This window comes from Sphingobacterium pedocola, from assembly GCF_015209965.1.
Classification (GTDB): Bacteria; Bacteroidota; Bacteroidia; order Sphingobacteriales; family Sphingobacteriaceae; genus Sphingobacterium; species Sphingobacterium pedocola.
Genome location: NZ_MU158691.1, coordinates 123,464 through 142,004 on the forward strand (window position 1 = coordinate 123,464; position 18,541 = coordinate 142,004).

At 38.9% G+C, this 18,541-nt stretch carries 14 protein-coding genes and 1 riboswitch; of the genes, 5 read left to right on the top strand and 9 right to left on the bottom strand.

All coding sequences use genetic code 11. From position 1 onward, the window contains the following. Positions 1–51: 51 nt before the first annotated feature. The 7 genes from C4F40_RS16460 to C4F40_RS16490 all read right to left on the bottom strand — a co-directional run bounded on the left by C4F40_RS16460 (position 52) and on the right by C4F40_RS16490 (position 8,085). On the bottom strand, positions 52–1,233 hold the full coding sequence (locus tag C4F40_RS16460; RefSeq protein ID WP_196940519.1) for a homoserine dehydrogenase: 1,182 nt from the start codon (positions 1,231–1,233) through the stop codon (positions 52–54). Between the two features lie 61 nt (positions 1,234–1,294). Further along, on the bottom strand, positions 1,295–2,602 hold the full coding sequence (locus C4F40_RS16465) for an O-acetylhomoserine aminocarboxypropyltransferase/cysteine synthase family protein (RefSeq protein ID WP_196940520.1): 1,308 nt from the start codon (positions 2,600–2,602) through the stop codon (positions 1,295–1,297). A 234-nt stretch (positions 2,603–2,836) separates the two neighbouring features. Then, a riboswitch (SAM riboswitch) is annotated at positions 2,837–2,952 on the bottom strand. A 286-nt stretch (positions 2,953–3,238) separates the two neighbouring features. Then, positions 3,239–4,603, bottom strand: a complete 1,365-nt coding sequence (locus tag C4F40_RS16470; protein WP_196940521.1) for a pyridoxal-phosphate dependent enzyme — start codon at positions 4,601–4,603, stop codon at positions 3,239–3,241. A gap of 117 nt (positions 4,604–4,720) precedes the next feature. Continuing rightward, positions 4,721–5,536, bottom strand: a complete 816-nt coding sequence (locus C4F40_RS16475) for an AMP nucleosidase (protein ID WP_196940522.1) — start codon at positions 5,534–5,536, stop codon at positions 4,721–4,723. A gap of 68 nt (positions 5,537–5,604) precedes the next feature. Beyond that, positions 5,605–6,852: an ATP-dependent Clp protease ATP-binding subunit ClpX gene (clpX, locus tag C4F40_RS16480; RefSeq protein ID WP_196940523.1), complete on the bottom strand. Its 1,248-nt coding sequence runs from the start codon at positions 6,850–6,852 to the stop codon at positions 5,605–5,607. Between the two features lie 6 nt (positions 6,853–6,858). After that, complete coding sequence (gene clpP, locus C4F40_RS16485; protein ID WP_196940524.1) at positions 6,859–7,557, bottom strand: ATP-dependent Clp endopeptidase proteolytic subunit ClpP; 699 nt, start codon at positions 7,555–7,557, stop codon at positions 6,859–6,861. Positions 7,558–7,629: 72 nt separating this feature from the next. Further along, positions 7,630–8,085: a type I restriction enzyme HsdR N-terminal domain-containing protein gene (locus C4F40_RS16490; RefSeq protein WP_196940525.1), complete on the bottom strand. Its 456-nt coding sequence runs from the start codon at positions 8,083–8,085 to the stop codon at positions 7,630–7,632. A 96-nt stretch (positions 8,086–8,181) separates the two neighbouring features. On the opposite strand from C4F40_RS16490, the gene holA reads away from it, so the two are divergent. The 5 genes from holA (at position 8,182) to C4F40_RS16515 (ending at position 13,199) form a co-directional block, all read left to right on the top strand. Continuing rightward, positions 8,182–9,192 (top strand): DNA polymerase III subunit delta, encoded by a 1,011-nt coding sequence (gene holA, locus C4F40_RS16495; protein WP_196940526.1) that lies wholly within the window; start codon positions 8,182–8,184, stop codon positions 9,190–9,192. A gap of 75 nt (positions 9,193–9,267) precedes the next feature. Next, positions 9,268–9,471: a YwbE family protein gene (locus C4F40_RS16500; protein WP_196940527.1), complete on the top strand. Its 204-nt coding sequence runs from the start codon at positions 9,268–9,270 to the stop codon at positions 9,469–9,471. Positions 9,472–9,688: 217 nt separating this feature from the next. Next, positions 9,689–10,789 (top strand): glutamine-hydrolyzing carbamoyl-phosphate synthase small subunit, encoded by a 1,101-nt coding sequence (gene carA, locus C4F40_RS16505; RefSeq protein WP_196940528.1) that lies wholly within the window; start codon positions 9,689–9,691, stop codon positions 10,787–10,789. 695 nt (positions 10,790–11,484) lie between these two features. After that, the gene (gene eno, locus C4F40_RS16510; RefSeq protein ID WP_196940529.1) at positions 11,485–12,783 is read left to right on the top strand and encodes a phosphopyruvate hydratase; all 1,299 of its coding nucleotides are present in this window, start codon (positions 11,485–11,487) and stop codon (positions 12,781–12,783) included. A 116-nt stretch (positions 12,784–12,899) separates the two neighbouring features. Continuing rightward, on the top strand, positions 12,900–13,199 hold the full coding sequence (locus tag C4F40_RS16515; protein ID WP_196940530.1) for a septum formation initiator family protein: 300 nt from the start codon (positions 12,900–12,902) through the stop codon (positions 13,197–13,199). Positions 13,200–13,250: 51 nt separating this feature from the next. Here the strand turns inward: C4F40_RS16515 and C4F40_RS16520 are convergent, their stop codons facing one another. Then, positions 13,251–15,440: a glutamine synthetase III family protein gene (locus C4F40_RS16520; protein ID WP_196940531.1), complete on the bottom strand. Its 2,190-nt coding sequence runs from the start codon at positions 15,438–15,440 to the stop codon at positions 13,251–13,253. Positions 15,441–15,635: 195 nt separating this feature from the next. Further along, entirely contained in the window at positions 15,636–18,443 is a 2,808-nt protein-coding gene (locus C4F40_RS16525; protein ID WP_196940532.1) for an alpha/beta hydrolase family protein, read from the bottom strand. Between the last annotated feature and the right edge of the window lie 98 nt (positions 18,444–18,541).

Here is an 18,541-nt window from a genome sequence, read left to right on the forward strand (position 1 = left end):
TATCAACCTATACGCTTTCTCTGCAACAAGGATGCCAATTCGGTCTATATCTTATACAATTTCTGCTATAAAATATCCCACCTTGTTTATGAGTTCACGTTTGTCGATAATTTCTTGGAGATTGATATACCCAATAACATATTTAGCCTCTTCGCCATAAAATCTTTCGGATATGGAATTGAATACGATGTTTTCCAGCGTATCTTCGTCTTCATACCTAAAATATACTTTAAGTTCATAGTTTGTGCTATATTCAACCTGTTGGGCTTCAAGATGTTTTTTGTACTCATACCGGTAATCATATCGTAGTGCGGTGATGTCTGAAAGGACAGCAGACCCCGTCGGATGGCCTCCAGCTCCTTTTCCATAGAAAAATTGTTCGTCGGCAAAGGCGGCTTTAACCAATACGCCATTGTTTTCATTTTCCACATTGTATAAAATACTCTCTTTGGTCAAGAATTTAGGCAATACATATAATACGACTTCTTTTGAATTGATTTCTTTCGCTAAAGGGACTAATTTGATTTTATAATTCTTTTCCCGTGCATACCTTATATCGACGTGATCTAATTTATCTATTCCTAGGTTAAGAATTTTTGCCGGATCGATATAGATACCATAGGCATGTGAAGCAACGATAGCGAGTTTATACTTCGCATCGTAACCTCCGACATCCAATGTTGGATCGGTCTCCGCAAAGCCTAATTCCTGCGCTTTTTTAAGTGCTTCGTCATAGCTTTGATTTTCGTTAAAGATTTTGGACAGAATGTAATTCGATGATCCATTGAATATGCCGGATACGGAATGTAAGAGCTCGTTGTCGTAATATTCTTCTAAATTTCGTATGATCGGAATACTACCACAAACGGCTCCTTCGTATAAAAGAGAAGTTCCGGTTGCGTGTTGGATTTCCGTTAGTTCTTCTAGATGTGAAGCGATCATTTTCTTATTTGCTGAAACGACATTTTTTCCAGAACGAAGCGCTCGGACAGTTAATTCAAATGCGGCATCTGCATCGTCAATTAATTCTACTACGGTATTGATTTCTGGATCGTCTAAAACAGCATTCGCATCTGTTGTGAACAATTCCGCTGGGAGTGTGCGTTTTTTGTCCGCATTTTTGATCACAAATTTTTTAATTTCTAAATTTAAATTTTTGGTTTTAATAATGTCATATAGTCCTTGTCCTACTACACCAAATCCAAACATGCCAATAGTTAGCTTTTTACCCATTCTAATTTTATACCGTTTTTAATTTTTGTTCCAAAATATGGTAATCAAATAGTCCAATGGACTACTTGATTTTTTCAAATGCTTGTTCTAGATCAGCTTTGATATCATCGATATGTTCGATCCCTACTGACAAACGTAATTGACCTGCTATTACACCTGCTTTGTGTTTTGCCTCGTCTGATAATTGTTGATGTGTGGTGGCTGCCGGGTGAATGATCAAGGATTTAGCGTCTCCAACATTTGCCAAATGACTAATAAGCTCTAGCGCATCAATAAATTCATTCGCTTTCTCCGCACCGCCTTTCACCGTAAAGGATAGCACTGCTCCATATCCATTTTTTAGATACTTTTGTGCATTTTGGTGATATGGGTGGTGTTTGAGGCCAGGATAGCTAACTTTTTCGACTTGAGGATGTGTATCAAGCCATTGTGCTATTTCTAATGCGTTGTCCACGTGTCTTTGAACACGGAGTGATAAAGTTTCCAGTCCTTGTACCAATAAGAAAGAGTTAAATGGAGATAGGGCTGGACCAAAATCCCTTAATCCTTCTACACGGGCGCGAATACCGAATTGGATATTGCCGAATGGACCGCCCTCACCGAATACGTCGGAAAAGACTAAACCATGGTATCCCTCAGAAGGCTCGGAGAATTGAGGATATTTTCCATTACCCCAATTGTAATTTCCGCCATCGATGATAACACCACCGATACTGGTACCATGTCCACCGATCCATTTTGTGGCTGACTCTACGACTACATGTGCGCCATGTTCTAAGGGTTTGAATAGATATCCACCCGCTCCGAATGTATTATCGACGATCAACGGGAGGTCATGTTTTTTTGCGACAGCTACTATACGTTCGAAATCTGGAATATTATAACTTGGATTGCCGATTGTTTCAACGAAGATCGCTTTGGTTTTGTCATCTACCAAAGCTTCGATGTTGTCCGCATCGCTATCGTCTGCAAACCGTGCTTCGATACCTAATCTTTTAAAGGCTACCTTAAATTGGTTGTAGGTACCTCCGTATAGGTTAGCGCCAGCTACGAAGTTTTGACCACTTTCTAATATATTATTCAATGCTATAAATTGAGCTGCTTGCCCGGAAGCTACAGCCACAGCATATGCTCCACCTTCTAACGCTGCGATGCGTTTTTCGAATACATCCGTGGTGGGATTCATGATGCGGGTATAGATATTTCCGAACTGTTTTAATGCAAAGAGATTTGCCCCATGTTCTGCATTCTCAAATACATATGATGTTGTTTGATAAATGGGTAAAGCCCTAGCGCCGGTAGTAGGGTCAACTTCTTGTCCTGCATGAATCTGTAGGGTCTCGAATTTTAAGTTTTTGTTATCTGCCATTTTAATGTTTGGTTTATGTTATCTAAATATTATGAATTTATATGTGATGTGTTGGTCGTCGTATTGCCTCGATAATAAGCTTACTGTATAAGGATATTAATCTGATGCGACGACTAGCGCATTCGCATAAAACATAACGTATAGACAGGAGTTAACGAACGTTGTGTGCGTTTAGGATTACTATACGCAACAATTGTAAATTGATTCTTGAATGTTAATGTCATAGTCTCATTTCATTTATATGCTCCAAAGCGGTATTGCATTGGACAGGAATTGGCACCTTTTCAAATCTTTATTTGTAGGTTGCCAGTGGGTCATTGAGCCAGTCTCTCGCCACTTCTTTATAAACCAAGACCTACTTATTGAGGTGTTGATTAGGTGTACTACTATCGAAGTACCTTGCAAATATATGTTTTGAAATCAATAGATGCAAGTGTTACGACAAAAGTTTTGCTAATCTTGTCGTTTGGCAATCCCGGAGACTAGTTTGATGTCAAGCTCTGACTAGCTGGCCTATGAAAGCCGAATGTGTGGAACTTGGAAACGCAATGAATCTACCTTATTATGCCGAAGATGTGCTCTCAATGTGCAGTCAATGTGGACTCAACGTGGACTCATGGGCAAATTGGGGATAAGTTAGAATTCGGATATTGCGTTGATGATATCGTATTGCGTGATAATATTGATTTTTCCATAGGCATCTTCGACGAGTACAGCTTGTGTATCTTTATTGATTAAAGAGGAGATCTTATCGATCGATGTGTTTAAATCGACAAAAGGAAAAGGCTTACTCATAATGGCTTCTACAGGAGAAGATTTGAGCATGGGATTTTCCAACAGGGAAGATAGAATGTCGGATTCGGTAACTTTTCCGATCACCATTCCCTGCTGTGTGACAGGGATCTGAGAAATATTCAGTGTCTTCATTAAATTAAAGGTTTCTACTACGGATTGCGCGACGTCGGCAGTCACAATAGCTTGTTCACCTCTTTTTTTCAATATACTTTTTGCGGTAAGTTTTTCATCCTCGAGGAAGCCCCGCTCACGCAACCAGTCTTCGTTGTACATTTTCCCCATATAGCGTGAGCCATGATCGTGGAATATGATAACCACAACGTCTTCTTCTTTAAGGGATGATCCGAGTTGTAATAAACCTGCTACTGCAGCGCCCGCAGAGTTCCCAGCAAAAATTCCTTCTTTGCGCGCAAGATCACGAGTCATTAATGCGGCGTCTTGATCGGTTACTTTTTCAAAAATATCGATTAAACTGAAGTTTACATTTTCAGGGAGGAAGTCTTCTCCAATACCTTCAGTGATGTAGGGATAAATTTCATTTTTGTCGAAAATACCGGTTTCCTTGTATTTTTTGAAAACCGAACCATAGGTGTCGATCCCCCAAACTTTAATTTCTGGATTTTGTTCTCTTAAATATTTTGCGACACCTGAAATGGTACCACCTGTACCCACGCCTGCAACCAAATGGGTGATTTTACCTTCTGTTTGCGTCCATATTTCAGGACCTGTTTGTTCGTAGTGGGCCAATGAATTGGATGGATTGTCATATTGGTTGGCTTTCCATGCGTTTGGTATTTCTTTTTGCAGCCGACTGGAGACTGAATAGTAAGAACGCGGATCTTCGGGGTCTACATTGGTCGGACAGACGATCACTTCTGCACCAAAGGCCCTTAAAGCATCAATTTTTTCTTTGGATTGTTTATCAGTGGTGGTGAAAATACAGCGATATCCTTTGACGACAGCAGCCATAGCCAGTCCCATGCCGGTGTTTCCCGAAGTACCTTCTATAATAGTACCTCCTGGTTTTAATAGGCCAGCTTTTTCGGCATCTTCAATCATCTTGATCGCCATACGATCTTTAATGGAATTACCGGGATTGCTGGTTTCAATCTTGGCTAATATGGTGCCTTTTAGCTGTCTCGTTACCTTGTTCAACTTGACCAAGGGTGTGTTGCCGATCGTTTCAAGAATGTTATTATACCACATTGTATTTCGCTGTTTCGTTTGTCTATTACAAAAGTACTTTTTTTTCTGAAAGTGTCTTTTTGTTGGCCATCAAGAGCCTTTATGGCTTTTGGTCTTGTATCAGGCACGATGAGATTTTTAGAACTTTAGGTGTTTTACGGTTAAGCCATTGTTGATTAATTGTTTCAATGCATCAATGCCAATGGTGAGATGCGTTTCGACATATTTGGCTGTAACGGTTACATCGCTCTCTGCCGTCTTTACACCTTCTGGAATCATGGGCTGGTCGGAAACGAGTAGCAATGCTCCAGTAGGTATTTTATTGGCAAATCCTACACTGAATATAGTGGCAGTTTCCATGTCGACCGCCATAGCACGGATGGATTTTAAGTATTTTTTGAATGCCTTGTCATGCTCCCATACTCGCCTGTTTGTCGTGTAAACCGTACCAGTCCAATAATCCCTTGAGTGATCACGTATGGTAGTAGAAATAGCTTTTTGTAAGGCAAATGCAGGTAGGGATGGTACTTCTGCTGGGAAATAGTCGGTAGAGGTTCCTTCTCCACGGATCGCTGCAATTGGAATAATAAGTTCGCCTACGGCAATTTTTTTCTTTAACCCACCTGTTTTGCCTAGAAATAGAACAGCTTTTGGGGCGATTGCCGAAAGAAGATCCATGACGGTCGCAGCCATCGGGCTTCCCATGCCGAAATTAATGATGGTGATGCCTCCAAACGAACAAGACTGCATGACTTTGTCTTCACCGTAAATGGGGGCATCCTCGTTCATCGCTGAAAACATTTTAATATACTTTGAAAAATTTGTTAATAGTATATAATCTCCAAACTCTTCAAGCGGCCTTCCGGTGTATCGAGGTAACCAATTGTTAACAATATCTTTTTTGGATTTTAATCCGGGAGTAATAGGGGTATCGACTAATTGTTTCTTTGCCATAGATCTTAATATAAAAAGGTTAACTCTATTAATAACAAAAAATCCCTCACATTGTGTGAGGGATTTTTTTAAGCAACTTGCAATTTTTTGATATCTGACTTTGCAAATTTCTGTTTCGCATAGTCGAGCGTAATATGCAGTGTATGCTCCTCACTTTCTTCTTTTGACGTGGGTATTTCAAACATGGCATCCAACATGATTGCTTCGCAAATACTTCGAAGACCACGGGCTCCTAATTTGAATTCCCATGCTTTGTCTACAATAAATTCGAATACTTCGTCGTCAAATTTTAACTCAACATCTTCGTATTCAAATAATTTCACATATTGTTTAATTAATGCATTCTTCGGTTTCGTCAGAATACTTAACATGGTTTCTTTATCCAGCGGATTAAGATAGGTAAGTACCGGAAGACGACCTATTAATTCAGGTATTAAACCGAAGGTCTTTAAATCAAGCGGAGTAATGTATTTGTAAAGATTGTTCAAATCTATGATTTCATCTTCTTCCTTCATTTTATAACCGACGGTTTGGGTTCTCAAACGATTGGAGATTTTCTTTTGAATACCGTCGAATGCGCCTCCGCAAATAAATAAGATGTTACTGGTGTTGACAGAAATCATCTTTTGATCGGGATGCTTGCGACCGCCCTGAGGAGGTACGTTAACATTTGTTCCTTCGAGGATCTTCAACAAAGCCTGTTGTACACCTTCTCCGGAAACATCTCTAGTGATCGACGGGTTGTCACTTTTACGTGCAATCTTATCGATTTCATCGATGTAGATGATGCCTCTTTCGGCGGCGGCGACGTCGTAGTCTGCGGATTGAAGAAGGCGAGTCAAAATACTCTCCACATCTTCTCCTACATATCCTGCTTCCGTTAATACGGTGGCATCTACGATAGAAAAAGGTACATTTAATATCTTGGCCACTGTTTTAGCCAGTAATGTTTTTCCCGTTCCTGTTTCTCCGACAATGATTAAATTTGATTTTTCAATCTCTATCTCGTCGGATGTCACCTTTTGATTTAGTCGTTTGTAGTGATTATATACCGCTACTGAAATGACTTTCTTCGCATCATCCTGACCGATTACATATTGATCTAAATGCTGTTTGATCTCTAAGGGACGGATAAGTTTCAGCGTGGATTGCAAAGATTTGTTTTTGCGCTGATTTAACTCCTCAGCCAAAATCTCACCTGCTTGTGTCACACATCGATCACAGATATGTGCTCCATCCCCAGCAATGAGCATCTGCGCTTCATTCTTGTTAATACCACAAAAGGAGCATTGTATATCTCTGTTATTTTTACTCATTTTAATTTACTTACTTTCTTTTTTAGGTGCTAATACCTCGTCGATCATGCCAAATTCTTTTGCTTCGGTAGCTCTCATCCAATAATCGCGATCTGACGATTTCTCTACCCACTCGTAGGATTGACCGGAATGCTCCGCAATAATAGTATACAGTTCTTCCTTCAATTTCAACATCTCACGTAGGTTGATTTCCATATCTGACGCTACGCCTTGGGCACCGCCGGAAGGTTGGTGGATCATCACACGTGAGTGCTTTAATGCAGCGCGTTTTCCTTTTGCTCCCGCAACCAGTAATACCGCGCCCATGGATGCAGCCATACCTGTACAGATCGTCGCGACATCGGGTGCGATATATTGCATCGTATCGTATATACCCAATCCTGCATATACACTTCCTCCAGGAGAGTTGATGTAGATTTGGATGTCACGTTGTGCATCGGTGGATTGTAAGAATAACAATTGTGCTTGTATAATATTCGCTACCTGGTCATTCACTCCGTCTCCCAAAAAGATAATCCTATCCATCATCAAACGGGAAAAGACATCCATTTGTGCTACGTTTAATTGTCTTTCTTCGACGATGTAAGGTGTCAAATTCGTCGGGATATTTGTTTCTAAACGAGAAATAAAACCGTCAACGTGCTGACTGCCTATTCTATGATGCTTAATTGCATACTTTCTGAATTCGTTTTTATCTATATTCATTTTGCTATTTTACTTTTGTAAATTCAAAGACTAATATATATTTTATTTTATCAATAATTCAACTATTATTGTCTATTCAATGTAATTTGGTAATTCTTCTATAAATTCAAAAGACCCCTTTTCAAAATCTATCCTACAATAATGGTGTTCTAATCCATTGCTTACCACTAATAACGGAATTTTGTGAATACTGTTGTAATTCGCAATCTGTTGAAACGTGTCTTGCGTAATTTTAACATGAGGCGCTTTAAATTCTGCTAAAAGAATTTTAACTCCAGTATTGTCGTATATCAATAAATCACTTCTTTTTTGTAAACTGTTTAGCTGAAGACCTCCCTCTATTTTCATCAGCGATTTTGGGTATTTTTTATGCTGATGTAAATAATGGATCCAATGCTGTCTTACCCATTCTTCTGGCGTTAAAATAAGATTTTTCTTTCTAAGTATATCAAAAACGAAAACCTTCTCTTCATTTCGAGTTAACTTAAGGGGATAAGCTGGCAAATTTAATGGAATCGGCTTAAACATGCTACAAAGTTACTAAAATTTAGTAATGTATAAATCATTTGAGATTCAAAAAGAAATGTGCGATAATTGCACATAAATCATTAATTTCGCCTATCCATGAATATTAATAGTACGTTAAGCGATATCAAGAATAGGAAATATAAGCCGGTGTATTTATTGCATGGCGAGGAAGCGTATTACATAGATTTGATCAGCGACGCGTTAGAAAATTCGGTCTTAAATGACGCACAGAAGGGGTTTGATCAAACTGTCCTCTATGGAAAGGATACTGATTTTTCGACGATAGTAAACGCGTCAAAACGCTATCCGATGATGAGCGAATACCAATTGATTATTGTTAAAGAGGCGCAGGCGCTTAAGTGGAAGTCTGATGACGACCTATTTGCAAAGTATGTTGGTAATCCAACACCGTCTACGATATTAGTTATTGCTTTTAAACATGGTAAGTTTGATAAACGTACGAAACTTTATAAAGCGATTGATAAAAGAGGRGTGGTGTTGGAGTCCGCTAAGTTGTATGATGATAAAGTCGCTCCCTGGATTGTTGACCGATTGCAACAGGAGGGGTGGCGTATACATCCTCAAGCTGCTGCTTTGATGGCGGAATACCTCGGTACCGACTTGTCCAAAATAGCGAACGAGCTCGAGAAATTAATGCTTAATGTGCCCAAAGAAAGTGAAATTTCATCTGCCGACATTGAACGGAATATTGGAATTAGTAAGGATTTTAATATTTTTGAACTCAATGCTGCATTGGGCAAGCGGGATTCGCTGAAGGCGATTCAAATTGTAGATTATTTCGCTGCGAATCCCAAGTCTAATCCGTTTGTGGTAGTGATGGGGTCGTTGGCTGGGTACTTTACGAAAATACTAAAATATCATTATTTGCAGGATAAATCGTCTCAGGCTGTTGCAAAGGCTTTGGGTGTACACCCTTTTTTTACTAAAGAGTATGATGTGGCTGCCCGTAATTTTAATAAGCGTAAAACATTCGATATTATAGGTACGCTGCGGGAATACGATCTTAAATCGAAAGGGTTGAATACGGGGCCAAATACGACGACGGCCGATTTAATGCGGGAAATGGTGTTTAAAATTCTAAATTAATAACATAAGGAAGCTTTCACGTGGTGGGGAGACTGAAATGTGAACAGGAAAGTGGGAGATAATATTTAAATAAAGATGGACGGAAAAACGAGAGCAAATATAAAACCCGGTATGGTCGTAAATATTGTACTGAAGAAAGACCAACGTACCGGTATTTTAACGGAAGGTATTGTAAAAGACTTATTAACATCTGCGGCTTTTCACCACAGGGGAATTAAAGTACGTCTCCAAGACGGACAGATCGGTCGCGTTCAAGAGATAGTGGAGGAAGACGATTGATTTTTTTAACTTTTTAATTCTTTAATTTTTAATTTTATTCCTACCTTTGTCTCCCGTGAAAATTGATGTTTATTATTTAATCTCAACTGACAACATGTCTAATGTCGACATCGAAAAATCATTTGATGATACCGATAGCCCGTTTGGGCTTTTTTTGTATCTTAATTTTTAAACAGGAAATTGTAAAGGAAGATAGTAGAATATTATATATATAAAGATGACCAACTATAGTAAATTACCGGCAATTTTAGTCCTTGAGGACGGTACTGTATTTCACGGCAAAGCTGCCGGAAAAATAGGTACCACCACAGGTGAGATTTGTTTTAACACAGGTACTACAGGTTACCAGGAGATTTTTACAGATCCTTCTTATTATGGACAGATCATGGTGACGACCAATGCACATATTGGTAATTATGGGATTGATGAAGATGATACGGAGTCAAAAGAGATTCAGATAGCCGGACTGGTCTGTAAGAATTATAATATTAACTATAGCCGTAAAATGGCGGATGAATCTATCCAAACTTATTTTGAAGAAGGAAATTTAGTAGGAATTTCTGATATCGATACACGTTCTTTGGTGCGTCATATCCGTGACAAAGGAGCGATGAATGCGATTATTTCTTCTGAGAACTTGGATGCTGATTCCTTAAAAGCTGCGTTGGCCGAAGTGCCTTCAATGGCGGGATTGGAGCTTTCTTCGCGCGTGTCTACACCCGAACCTTATTTCTATGGTGAAGAGGATGCGCCTACGCGTATTGCGGTATTGGATCTCGGTATTAAGAAGAATATCCTGCGTAATTTTGATGCAAGACAAGTGTATGCGAAAATTTTTCCGGCTAAAACTTCTTTTGCAGATATGGAGGCCTGGGGTGCTGATGGCTATTTCATATCAAATGGTCCAGGAGATCCGTCTGCAATGGATTATGCAATTGGTACAGTGAAAGAAATTTTAAATGCAGATAAGCCTATGTTTGGGATATGTTTAGGTCATCAAATTTTAGCTTTAGCAAATGATATCCGTACAGAGAAAATGTTTAACGGGCACCGTGGGATTAATCATCCGGTAAAAAACGTTATTGCTAATCGCTGTGAGATTACTTCTCAAAATCATGGTTTCGGCGTAGTAAGGGAAGATATTGAAAATTCAGATAAAATAGAGGTAACGCATATAAATTTGAATGATAATTCGATTGAAGGTATTCGCGTGAAAGGAAAGAAGGCTTTCTCGGTACAATATCATCCGGAGTCTTCTCCGGGTCCACATGATTCCCGTTATTTGTTTGACGATTTTGTTTCTATGATAAAGAATTGAAATATAAAAAGTGAAATAATAAGCCGGGCAGTGTAAAGCCCGGCTTTTTTGTGCTAGAATTAAGGGAGACTTCTGGAGGAAATTTATTTTAAAGGAACATTTAAATTCGTCAGTTTGTCGCTCGCCGCGACGGGGCCTTCATTTTTTGTTTGACCAAAAAACGAAGCAAAAAAGTCAAGACTGGGTCAATGTTACGCTAAAAGCTTTTGGATTTACTAAACATCTCCAAGCCGCTTCGCTTCGGGGATCTGTTCTTAACGCAAATCCAAAAGCTTTCTTCTACATCGACCTAGGTCGTCCTTTCTAACTTCGGCTGAAGTACTAAGTAGATAATTAATAACAAAGCACTATTCTTTCATACCCGAAAAATGTCGCCTTGATGGGTCGCCAATAGCAGGAATGGTGATCCGTTCTGGCGAGCCGGCACAGCGACGAGTTTTTGCTTCTTTTTGAGGTAAAAAGAAGACCCCTGTCGCGGGCTAAGCGACAAAAAAAATTGATTAAAAAACCTTCGTTTTTATTATTTTCCTCTTACCTCCAATATGGGGCGATATCATAATAATGTCTAAAAACCGCGTAGGATTAGTTAATAATTTAATAATATTTGCTATTTTTGGAATAGTAATAATTTTTGCTAACTTAGTGTTGTTGATACACTAAGTTGATATTGAATTTAATAGACCATACATAAAGAAATGAGCTTAATAATTGATGTACATGCGCGTCAGATTTTGGATTCGCGCGGAAATCCTACTATTGAAGTAGATGTAACTACACAAAACGGTTTTGTTGGACGTGCTGCGGTTCCTTCTGGGGCTTCTACCGGTGCCTACGAAGCAGTGGAACTACGTGACGGTGACAAGACAAAATATTTGGGAAAAGGTGTTCTTAAAGCGGTCGAAAATGTAAATACCAAAATTGCGAAAGCTCTGGAAGGTGTCGATGTTTTTGAACAAAATGCAATCGACAAGATCATGATCGATCTTGATGGAACCGAAAACAAAGGAGCATTAGGAGCAAACGCTATTTTGGGTGTCTCTTTAGCTGTAGCAAAAGCTGCGGCACAGGAAAGTCACCAGCCATTATACCGTTATATTGGTGGCGTGAATGCAAATACTTTGCCTCTTCCAATGATGAATATTATCAATGGTGGATCACACTCGGATGCACCTATTGCATTTCAAGAGTTTATGATTATGCCTGTTGGTGCTCCTTCGTTCTCTGAAGCTTTACGTTGGGGAGCTGAAGTATTTCATGCATTGAAAAAAATATTACATGACCGGAATTTGTCTACTGCAGTAGGGGATGAGGGTGGCTTTGCTCCTACATTTGAAGGTACTGAAGATGCTATCGAAACTGTTTTGACGGCGATTAAAAGCGCTGGTTATACGCCAGGGCAAGATATTTGTTTGGCGTTAGATTGTGCTGCTTCTGAATTTTATGTGAACGGTAAATACGATTATACAAAATTTGAAGGAGATAAAGGTGCTGTTCGTTCGAGTGAAGAACAAGCATCTTATTTAGCTGAATTATCTGAAAAGTACCCAATTATTTCTATTGAAGATGGTATGGGAGAAGATGATTGGAACGGTTGGAAAGTGCTTACAGAAAAAATCGGAGATCGCGTACAGTTGGTAGGAGACGATTTATTTGTTACGAACACCAAACGTCTTCAGCAGGGAATTGATAATGATACGGCAAATTCAATTTTGGTTAAAGTAAACCAAATTGGATCGTTGACCGAGACGATCAATGCGGTTTCGTTGGCTCAAAATTCGGGATATACATCTGTGATGTCTCATCGTTCTGGAGAAACAGAAGATACAACCATTGCTGATTTGGCTGTGGCATTGAACTGTGGACAGATTAAAACAGGGTCGATTTCCCGTTCTGATAGGATTGCGAAATATAATCAATTGTTGCGTATCGAAGAAGAATTAGGTGTAAATGCCAAGTTTATCGGAAAAGATTTTAAATATGCTCCAAAGAAGTAGTTAATTGGAGTTCGGTTATATCAAGGGAGATGGATAACATCTCCCTTTTTTTATATATGGCGAAAATTACCTAAGTTTAACTACAAATTGAATACGGAGTTTTATATCTTTACACTATGAAACGTTTTCTCAACTTAATTAAGAATAAGTTTTTATTGGCCGTTATAGCTTTCGTGATTTGGATGTGTTTCTTCGATCGTTATGATTTTGCTGCGCAATACAATTATTATCAGGAAAAAGCCAAATTAGAGAAGGAAAAGGAATTCTATGTCTCGGAGATTGCTTATATCGAAAAATCCATTAAAGATGTACAGTTTAACCCGAGTGAAATTCAACGTATAGCCCGGGAGAAATATAAAATGAAAAAAGACAACGAGGATGTATATGTACTTACCGAAGTTGTTGCAGAAAACTAAATAAAAAAGTCCATTTTGAAAAATGGACTTTTTTTATGGAATGAATTATTCTTAGTGAACAAATAATAATTCACGTAATTTTGGCAGAGGCCATTTTGAATCATCTACGATTTTCTCCAATTTGTTGACATGATAACGAATCTCGTCAAAATATGGTTTTACGATTTCGTCATATGCGATAGATCTTTCGCGGATATCCTCGATACTATTAGCCTTCTTACGTTCTTGACGCATTTCTTCTGCTTGTTCAAGTATAGTATTAGCGTGTTTAGAAATACGTTCAACTAGATTGATCTGTGAACTATAAGACTCTTTGTTTAATCCTAAATCTTTCAGACCTTTTACATTCGTAATCAATTCATTTTGATATGTGAAACAAGCCGGAGCGATTTGGCTATTTACTACTTCGCCAATAACACGTGCTTCAATCTGTAATTTTTTGTAGAAATTTTCTAACAAAATCTCGTGACGTGCTTCCGACTCACGTCTGGTATAAATACCCAGTTTTTCAAACAGTTCTAACGACTCTTCGGCTACGTATATATCTAATGCTTTAGGGGTAGACTTAATGTTGGATAATCCGCGTGTTTCTGCTTCTTTTTCCCACTCTTCACTGTAGCCATTTCCTTCGAATCGAATCGATTTCGAGTCCTTGATATATTTTCGGATTACATTTAATAGTGCCAGATCTTTTTTCGTGCCTTTCTTGATTTGCTTATCAACTTCTATTTTGAACTCAATCAGTTGAGTAGCTACAATAGCATTTAAGATGGTCATTGGTAGCGCTGAATTAGCCGATGAACCTACTGCGCGGAACTCAAATTTATTGCCTGTAAATGCAAATGGTGAAGTACGGTTCCGGTCTGTATTGTCCATTTTTAATTCAGGGATTTTTGGAATACCATGCCACAAGTTGGCTTCTGCTTTTACTTTCTTGGCTACACGTGCAGATTCTACTTCTTCTAATAGCTCATCTAATTGAGAACCCAAGAAAATAGAAATAATCGCAGGGGGAGCTTCATTGGCGCCAAGACGATGGTCATTGGAGTGACTCGCGATAGAAGCGCGTAGTAAGTCTGCATGCTCGTAAACGGCTTTGATGGTGTTTACGAAAAACGTTAAGAACATCAGGTTGTTCTTAGGTGTTTTTCCAGGAGATAATAGATTTACACCTGTATTGGTAATCAATGACCAGTTATTGTGTTTGCCGGATCCATTTACACCACTATATGGTTTTTCGTGTAATAACACTTTGTAATTGTGACGGATAGCAACTTGTTCCATTAAGTTCATCAACAATTGATTGTGGTCAATCGCAAGGTTGATTTCCTCATACATCGGAGCACACTCGAATTGAGAGGGGGCAACCTCGTTGTGACGGGTTTTTAATGGAATGCCTAATTTTAAGGCTTCGTTTTCAAGGTCGACCATGAATGCTAATACGCGCTCAGGTATAGCTCCAAAATAATGATCCTCTAATTGTTGTCCTTTAGCGGACATGTGTCCGAATAAAGTACGCCCTGTTAATTGTAAATCTGGACGTGCATTATATAGTGACAGGTCAACTAAAAAATATTCTTGTTCAATACCTAGAGAGGCAGTAACTTTGTTAATGGATCTGTCAAAATATTGTGCAACATCCGTAGCTGCTTTATCTACTGCATTGATTGCTTTAAGCAAAGGTGCCTTGTAGTCTAATGATTCTCCTGTGTAAGAGACGAACACTGTGGGGATACAAAGTGTTTTACCCGCGCCTGTTTCATAAATGAAAGCTGGAGAAGATGGATCCCAAGCGGTGTATCCTCTTGCTTCAAATGTATTACGAATACCTCCATTTGGAAATGAAGATGCATCCGGTTCTTGTTGTACAAGTGCGTCGGCTGTAAACTTTTCAATGGCTTCACCGTTTTCATCTGGTTCAAAGAATGCATCATGTTTTTCAGCAGTGGAACCTGTTAAAGGTTGAAACCAGTGTGTATAGTGAGATACACCGTCATTCAGCGCCCACGCTTTCATGGCTTGTGAAATATGCTCTGCGATTTCACGCGTAATTTGCTCTCCTTCTTCTATTGCTTTTGTTAGCTCTCTGTAAGTAGTTTTAGGAAGGTAGTCTTTCATTTTGGCAATAGTGAAGACATTCTTGCCGAAAATCGCAGTTGCTTTTTTTGTCTCTACTTTTTCTTCAGAGTTGATTTGGCGTGAAGAAGCAGCTTTTACGGATTCAAATCTAAGGTTAGACATTTAATTATTTATTTATAATGCGTTATGTATTTGTTTTGAATTTGATATCCCTTCAAATTTCGTTTCAAAAATAGGTACTTTTTTTAATAAATTAAATACTTTTTTAAAATTTTAATGAAAATAGCGCTTTAAAATTGAAAAATATTCTATTTTTTGCCTTTTACATTGATTAATTTATGTTTTTATATTTTTATTTTAGTCCTTTTCAGTATTAAATCCCCATTCTATTCCTTTTTTTATGGCAGGTACGCCTTTTGATATCCAACTTGCTGCGGGTTTTCCTTTTAAAAAATGATCGAAGAATTGAAGTTGCCGTATTTGAATGTCTTTTCTGTTTTGTCGTTCCATCAGATTGTGACCATCTCCATTATAATTGAGTAGCCAGGTGGGTTTTCCTAACCTTCGCAAAGCCGTGAACATTTCTATTCCTTGATACCACGGAACCGCGCCATCTTGATCGTTGTGCATGATGGCCACGGGAGTATTTACCCGGTCTAAGAAAAATAGGGGTGAGTTTTCTATATATAGATCTTTATTATCCCACAGGGTACGCCCAATTCTGCTCTGGGTATTTTCGTATTGGAATTGACGGGACATTCCCGACTGCCAACGTATCCCTCCGTAGGCGGAAGTCATATTGACCACTGGAGCTCCCGCCCATGCAGCGGCATATTTATTCGTTCGGGTTATCAAATGTGCTACTTGATATCCACCCCAACTTTGCCCTTGAATAGCCATCTTGTTGGCGTCTACCCACGGAAATTCCTGGGCCAAAAATTGCATTCCGGAATTAACATGCTCTTCTGCAGAACGGCAAGGATAGCCATTTTTATACCGTATATCTGGAGCAAATACCAAATACCCGTTACTTACAAAAAAAGAAATATTTAACCGCGAAGGGGTTGGTGCCGGGGCTTGATAGGTATAGAGACCTTCCGTGAGGGTTTCGTAAAAATAGGCGATTATGGGGTACTTTTTATCCGGATCAAAATCTTCTGGTTTATAAAGGATTCCTTCTGCCGCTGTTCCGGTTGGTGTGACCCATTTTACCAGTTCGGCGGTTCCCCAGTTGTATTGTCCTTGTTGTGGATTGATCGCGGATATTTTAGTTTCATTATTGAAATCTTTAGAAAGATATAGATCCGGTGGTAGATTGTAGTTTTCTTTTGTGTAAATTATCTGGTCTTTTTTCTTGTCCGACGCGAATTGCCTGTATGTAAATGGCGATTGGATAATTTCCTGTAAATCGCCTTTCGTTAAGTTCAACTGAAAGATACCGTTTTGTTTACTCGTTTCGTTGTAAGAAGACAGAAGTAACTTCGTCTGCGGATCTATTCTCACTGTTTTAGCACGCGGATTATCGCTTTTAAAGGCTATCAGCCGCAATGTTATTTTATTATTCCTGCCAAATCCCTTTGTGATAAGTTGATGGTGCTTTCCGTCAAATGAAAAATACCAGATATCGTATCTGTCGTAAATATATACACCTTGGTTGTCTTTGCTCCATCCGGCTATGCCATAAGCTCCGGGCAGAGCGGGAACGTCGTTCTGCTCATCGGTAAAGCTGATTGCTATATCTTTGGTGAGTGGAATGGTCTCAGTGGTTGTGATGTTATAGCTTAACCAATTGCCTTCATCTCTATTAAATAGTACAATATGTTGTCCGTTGGGGGATAGATAGCTGGATCCGTTCCATTTCGTTTTTACAGGTATGCTGCTGCCGGTTTGCGTGGAGACAGCGAAGATGTTATTCAACGTGTAGCCTTGCCATTGCGCTGCGATACGGTTGCCAAGATCGGTAGTGGCTAACCCCCACTCTTCATTTCCGCTATCTGTAAAAGATATGCGATTAAAGGTGTCGTCTAGGAGCGGAACAATACGCTTTTGGCCGATGTGAAAAACGGCGGGATAGTTGGCTGATTGATCTCTTTTTAGATTGGCCAATTGTTGCGGCATGAGGTAATCGTCTTGCCAATGCCAAATGTCTACTTTCGCGTGTTCGAACTCCACTAATGTCGTGTCTTTTATCTGCGGAATCGGAGCTAATCCAAAATAACATTTTTCGCCATTTTCGCTAAAGGATAAGTCGCCGTCTCCGGATACATGCCAGTTGTTTGGAACTAGGGCGGAAGTCTTGGTTGCAATTATAGCTGCCGTGTCGAGGTTGGGCGTATAATAGAATAAGTTGAAATCTTTTAGAAGTGATTTAGCCGGTGATTTGTCTGCTAAAAATATCAATTGCTTGGAGGCATCATCGAATGTTATATTCTTATAGGTGCCTCTTCCGGTAGATATTTTTTTTAGTTGTCTTGCGGCTATATCGTAAAAATATAAACCGTCGGCATCTGAACTGTCTTTTTCTGCTGTTTTTTTATTAAATACAAGGTACTTTTCATTAGCACTGATTACGTAATTTTCGGCGTTCCTGAATTGTATGGTGTCTCCGGTAGGTAGGTTATATAATACAAGAGTGCTTTCTTTTCCGTTCTTCTTACTTTTTTTATCAGCGGTAGAAAGTGTATCTTTTGCAGTGGGTATTTCTATTTCTTGAATGAATGCCAGATTGTTACGAGCTTCCCTAGCTACTTTATAGTTTTTGATATTATTGAATTTTAATGTATTTTTTGTCGCTATATCAAATACGGACAGCGAATCTTTAGGCATTTCCTCTGGTTTTTTCTTTTTAATCTTTGCGGCTCTAATCTCTTGAAATAGGGGTTTAATTAGGCTTATCAAAAATTTTTCATCATGTGTAAGGGTAAGGTTGTAGCCCCGGGGAATACTTGTGATTAATTGATTCGTTTTTGTTTTGAATTCCGTGGTAGCATCACCTTCCTGTGGTGAAATGGTGTAATAGATGTACGATCCGCTGTTGCTGATGACTGGGCTTGTAATGCTTTGCCATGCATCGTAGCTTGAATGATCTAAAGGTTTTTTTTGGGCCGGGGAAAAAAAAGAAATTGTAGAGAGTACAACTGTAAAAAGATATTTTGTTTGTAACATGCCGTAGATAAATTGTATGTATTCAAAAATAGTTATATTCGTATAAAGTGTATATAACAATTTTGGCACATATTTTATAGTATTAAATCAGGTAAATT

Coding starts and splice junctions, on each gene's coding strand:
- C4F40_RS16475 (WP_196940522.1), bottom strand. CDS start 5,536: ATGGCAAAGAAACAATTAGTCGATACCCCTATTACTCCCGGATTAAAA.
- C4F40_RS16465 (WP_196940520.1), bottom strand. CDS start 2,602: ATGGCAGATAACAAAAACTTAAAATTCGAGACCCTACAGATTCATGCA.
- clpX (WP_196940523.1), bottom strand. CDS start 6,852: ATGAGTAAAAATAACAGAGATATACAATGCTCCTTTTGTGGTATTAAC.
- C4F40_RS16490 (WP_196940525.1), bottom strand. CDS start 8,085: ATGTTTAAGCCGATTCCATTAAATTTGCCAGCTTATCCCCTTAAGTTA.
- C4F40_RS16525 (WP_196940532.1), bottom strand. CDS start 18,443: ATGTTACAAACAAAATATCTTTTTACAGTTGTACTCTCTACAATTTCT.
- C4F40_RS16460 (WP_196940519.1), bottom strand. CDS start 1,233: ATGGGTAAAAAGCTAACTATTGGCATGTTTGGATTTGGTGTAGTAGGA.
- eno (WP_196940529.1), top strand. CDS start 11,485: ATGAGCTTAATAATTGATGTACATGCGCGTCAGATTTTGGATTCGCGC.
- C4F40_RS16470 (WP_196940521.1), bottom strand. CDS start 4,603: ATGTGGTATAATAACATTCTTGAAACGATCGGCAACACACCCTTGGTC.
- C4F40_RS16520 (WP_196940531.1), bottom strand. CDS start 15,440: ATGTCTAACCTTAGATTTGAATCCGTAAAAGCTGCTTCTTCACGCCAA.
- C4F40_RS16500 (WP_196940527.1), top strand. CDS start 9,268: ATGGACGGAAAAACGAGAGCAAATATAAAACCCGGTATGGTCGTAAAT.
- C4F40_RS16515 (WP_196940530.1), top strand. CDS start 12,900: ATGAAACGTTTTCTCAACTTAATTAAGAATAAGTTTTTATTGGCCGTT.
- carA (WP_196940528.1), top strand. CDS start 9,689: ATGACCAACTATAGTAAATTACCGGCAATTTTAGTCCTTGAGGACGGT.
- clpP (WP_196940524.1), bottom strand. CDS start 7,557: ATGAATATAGATAAAAACGAATTCAGAAAGTATGCAATTAAGCATCAT.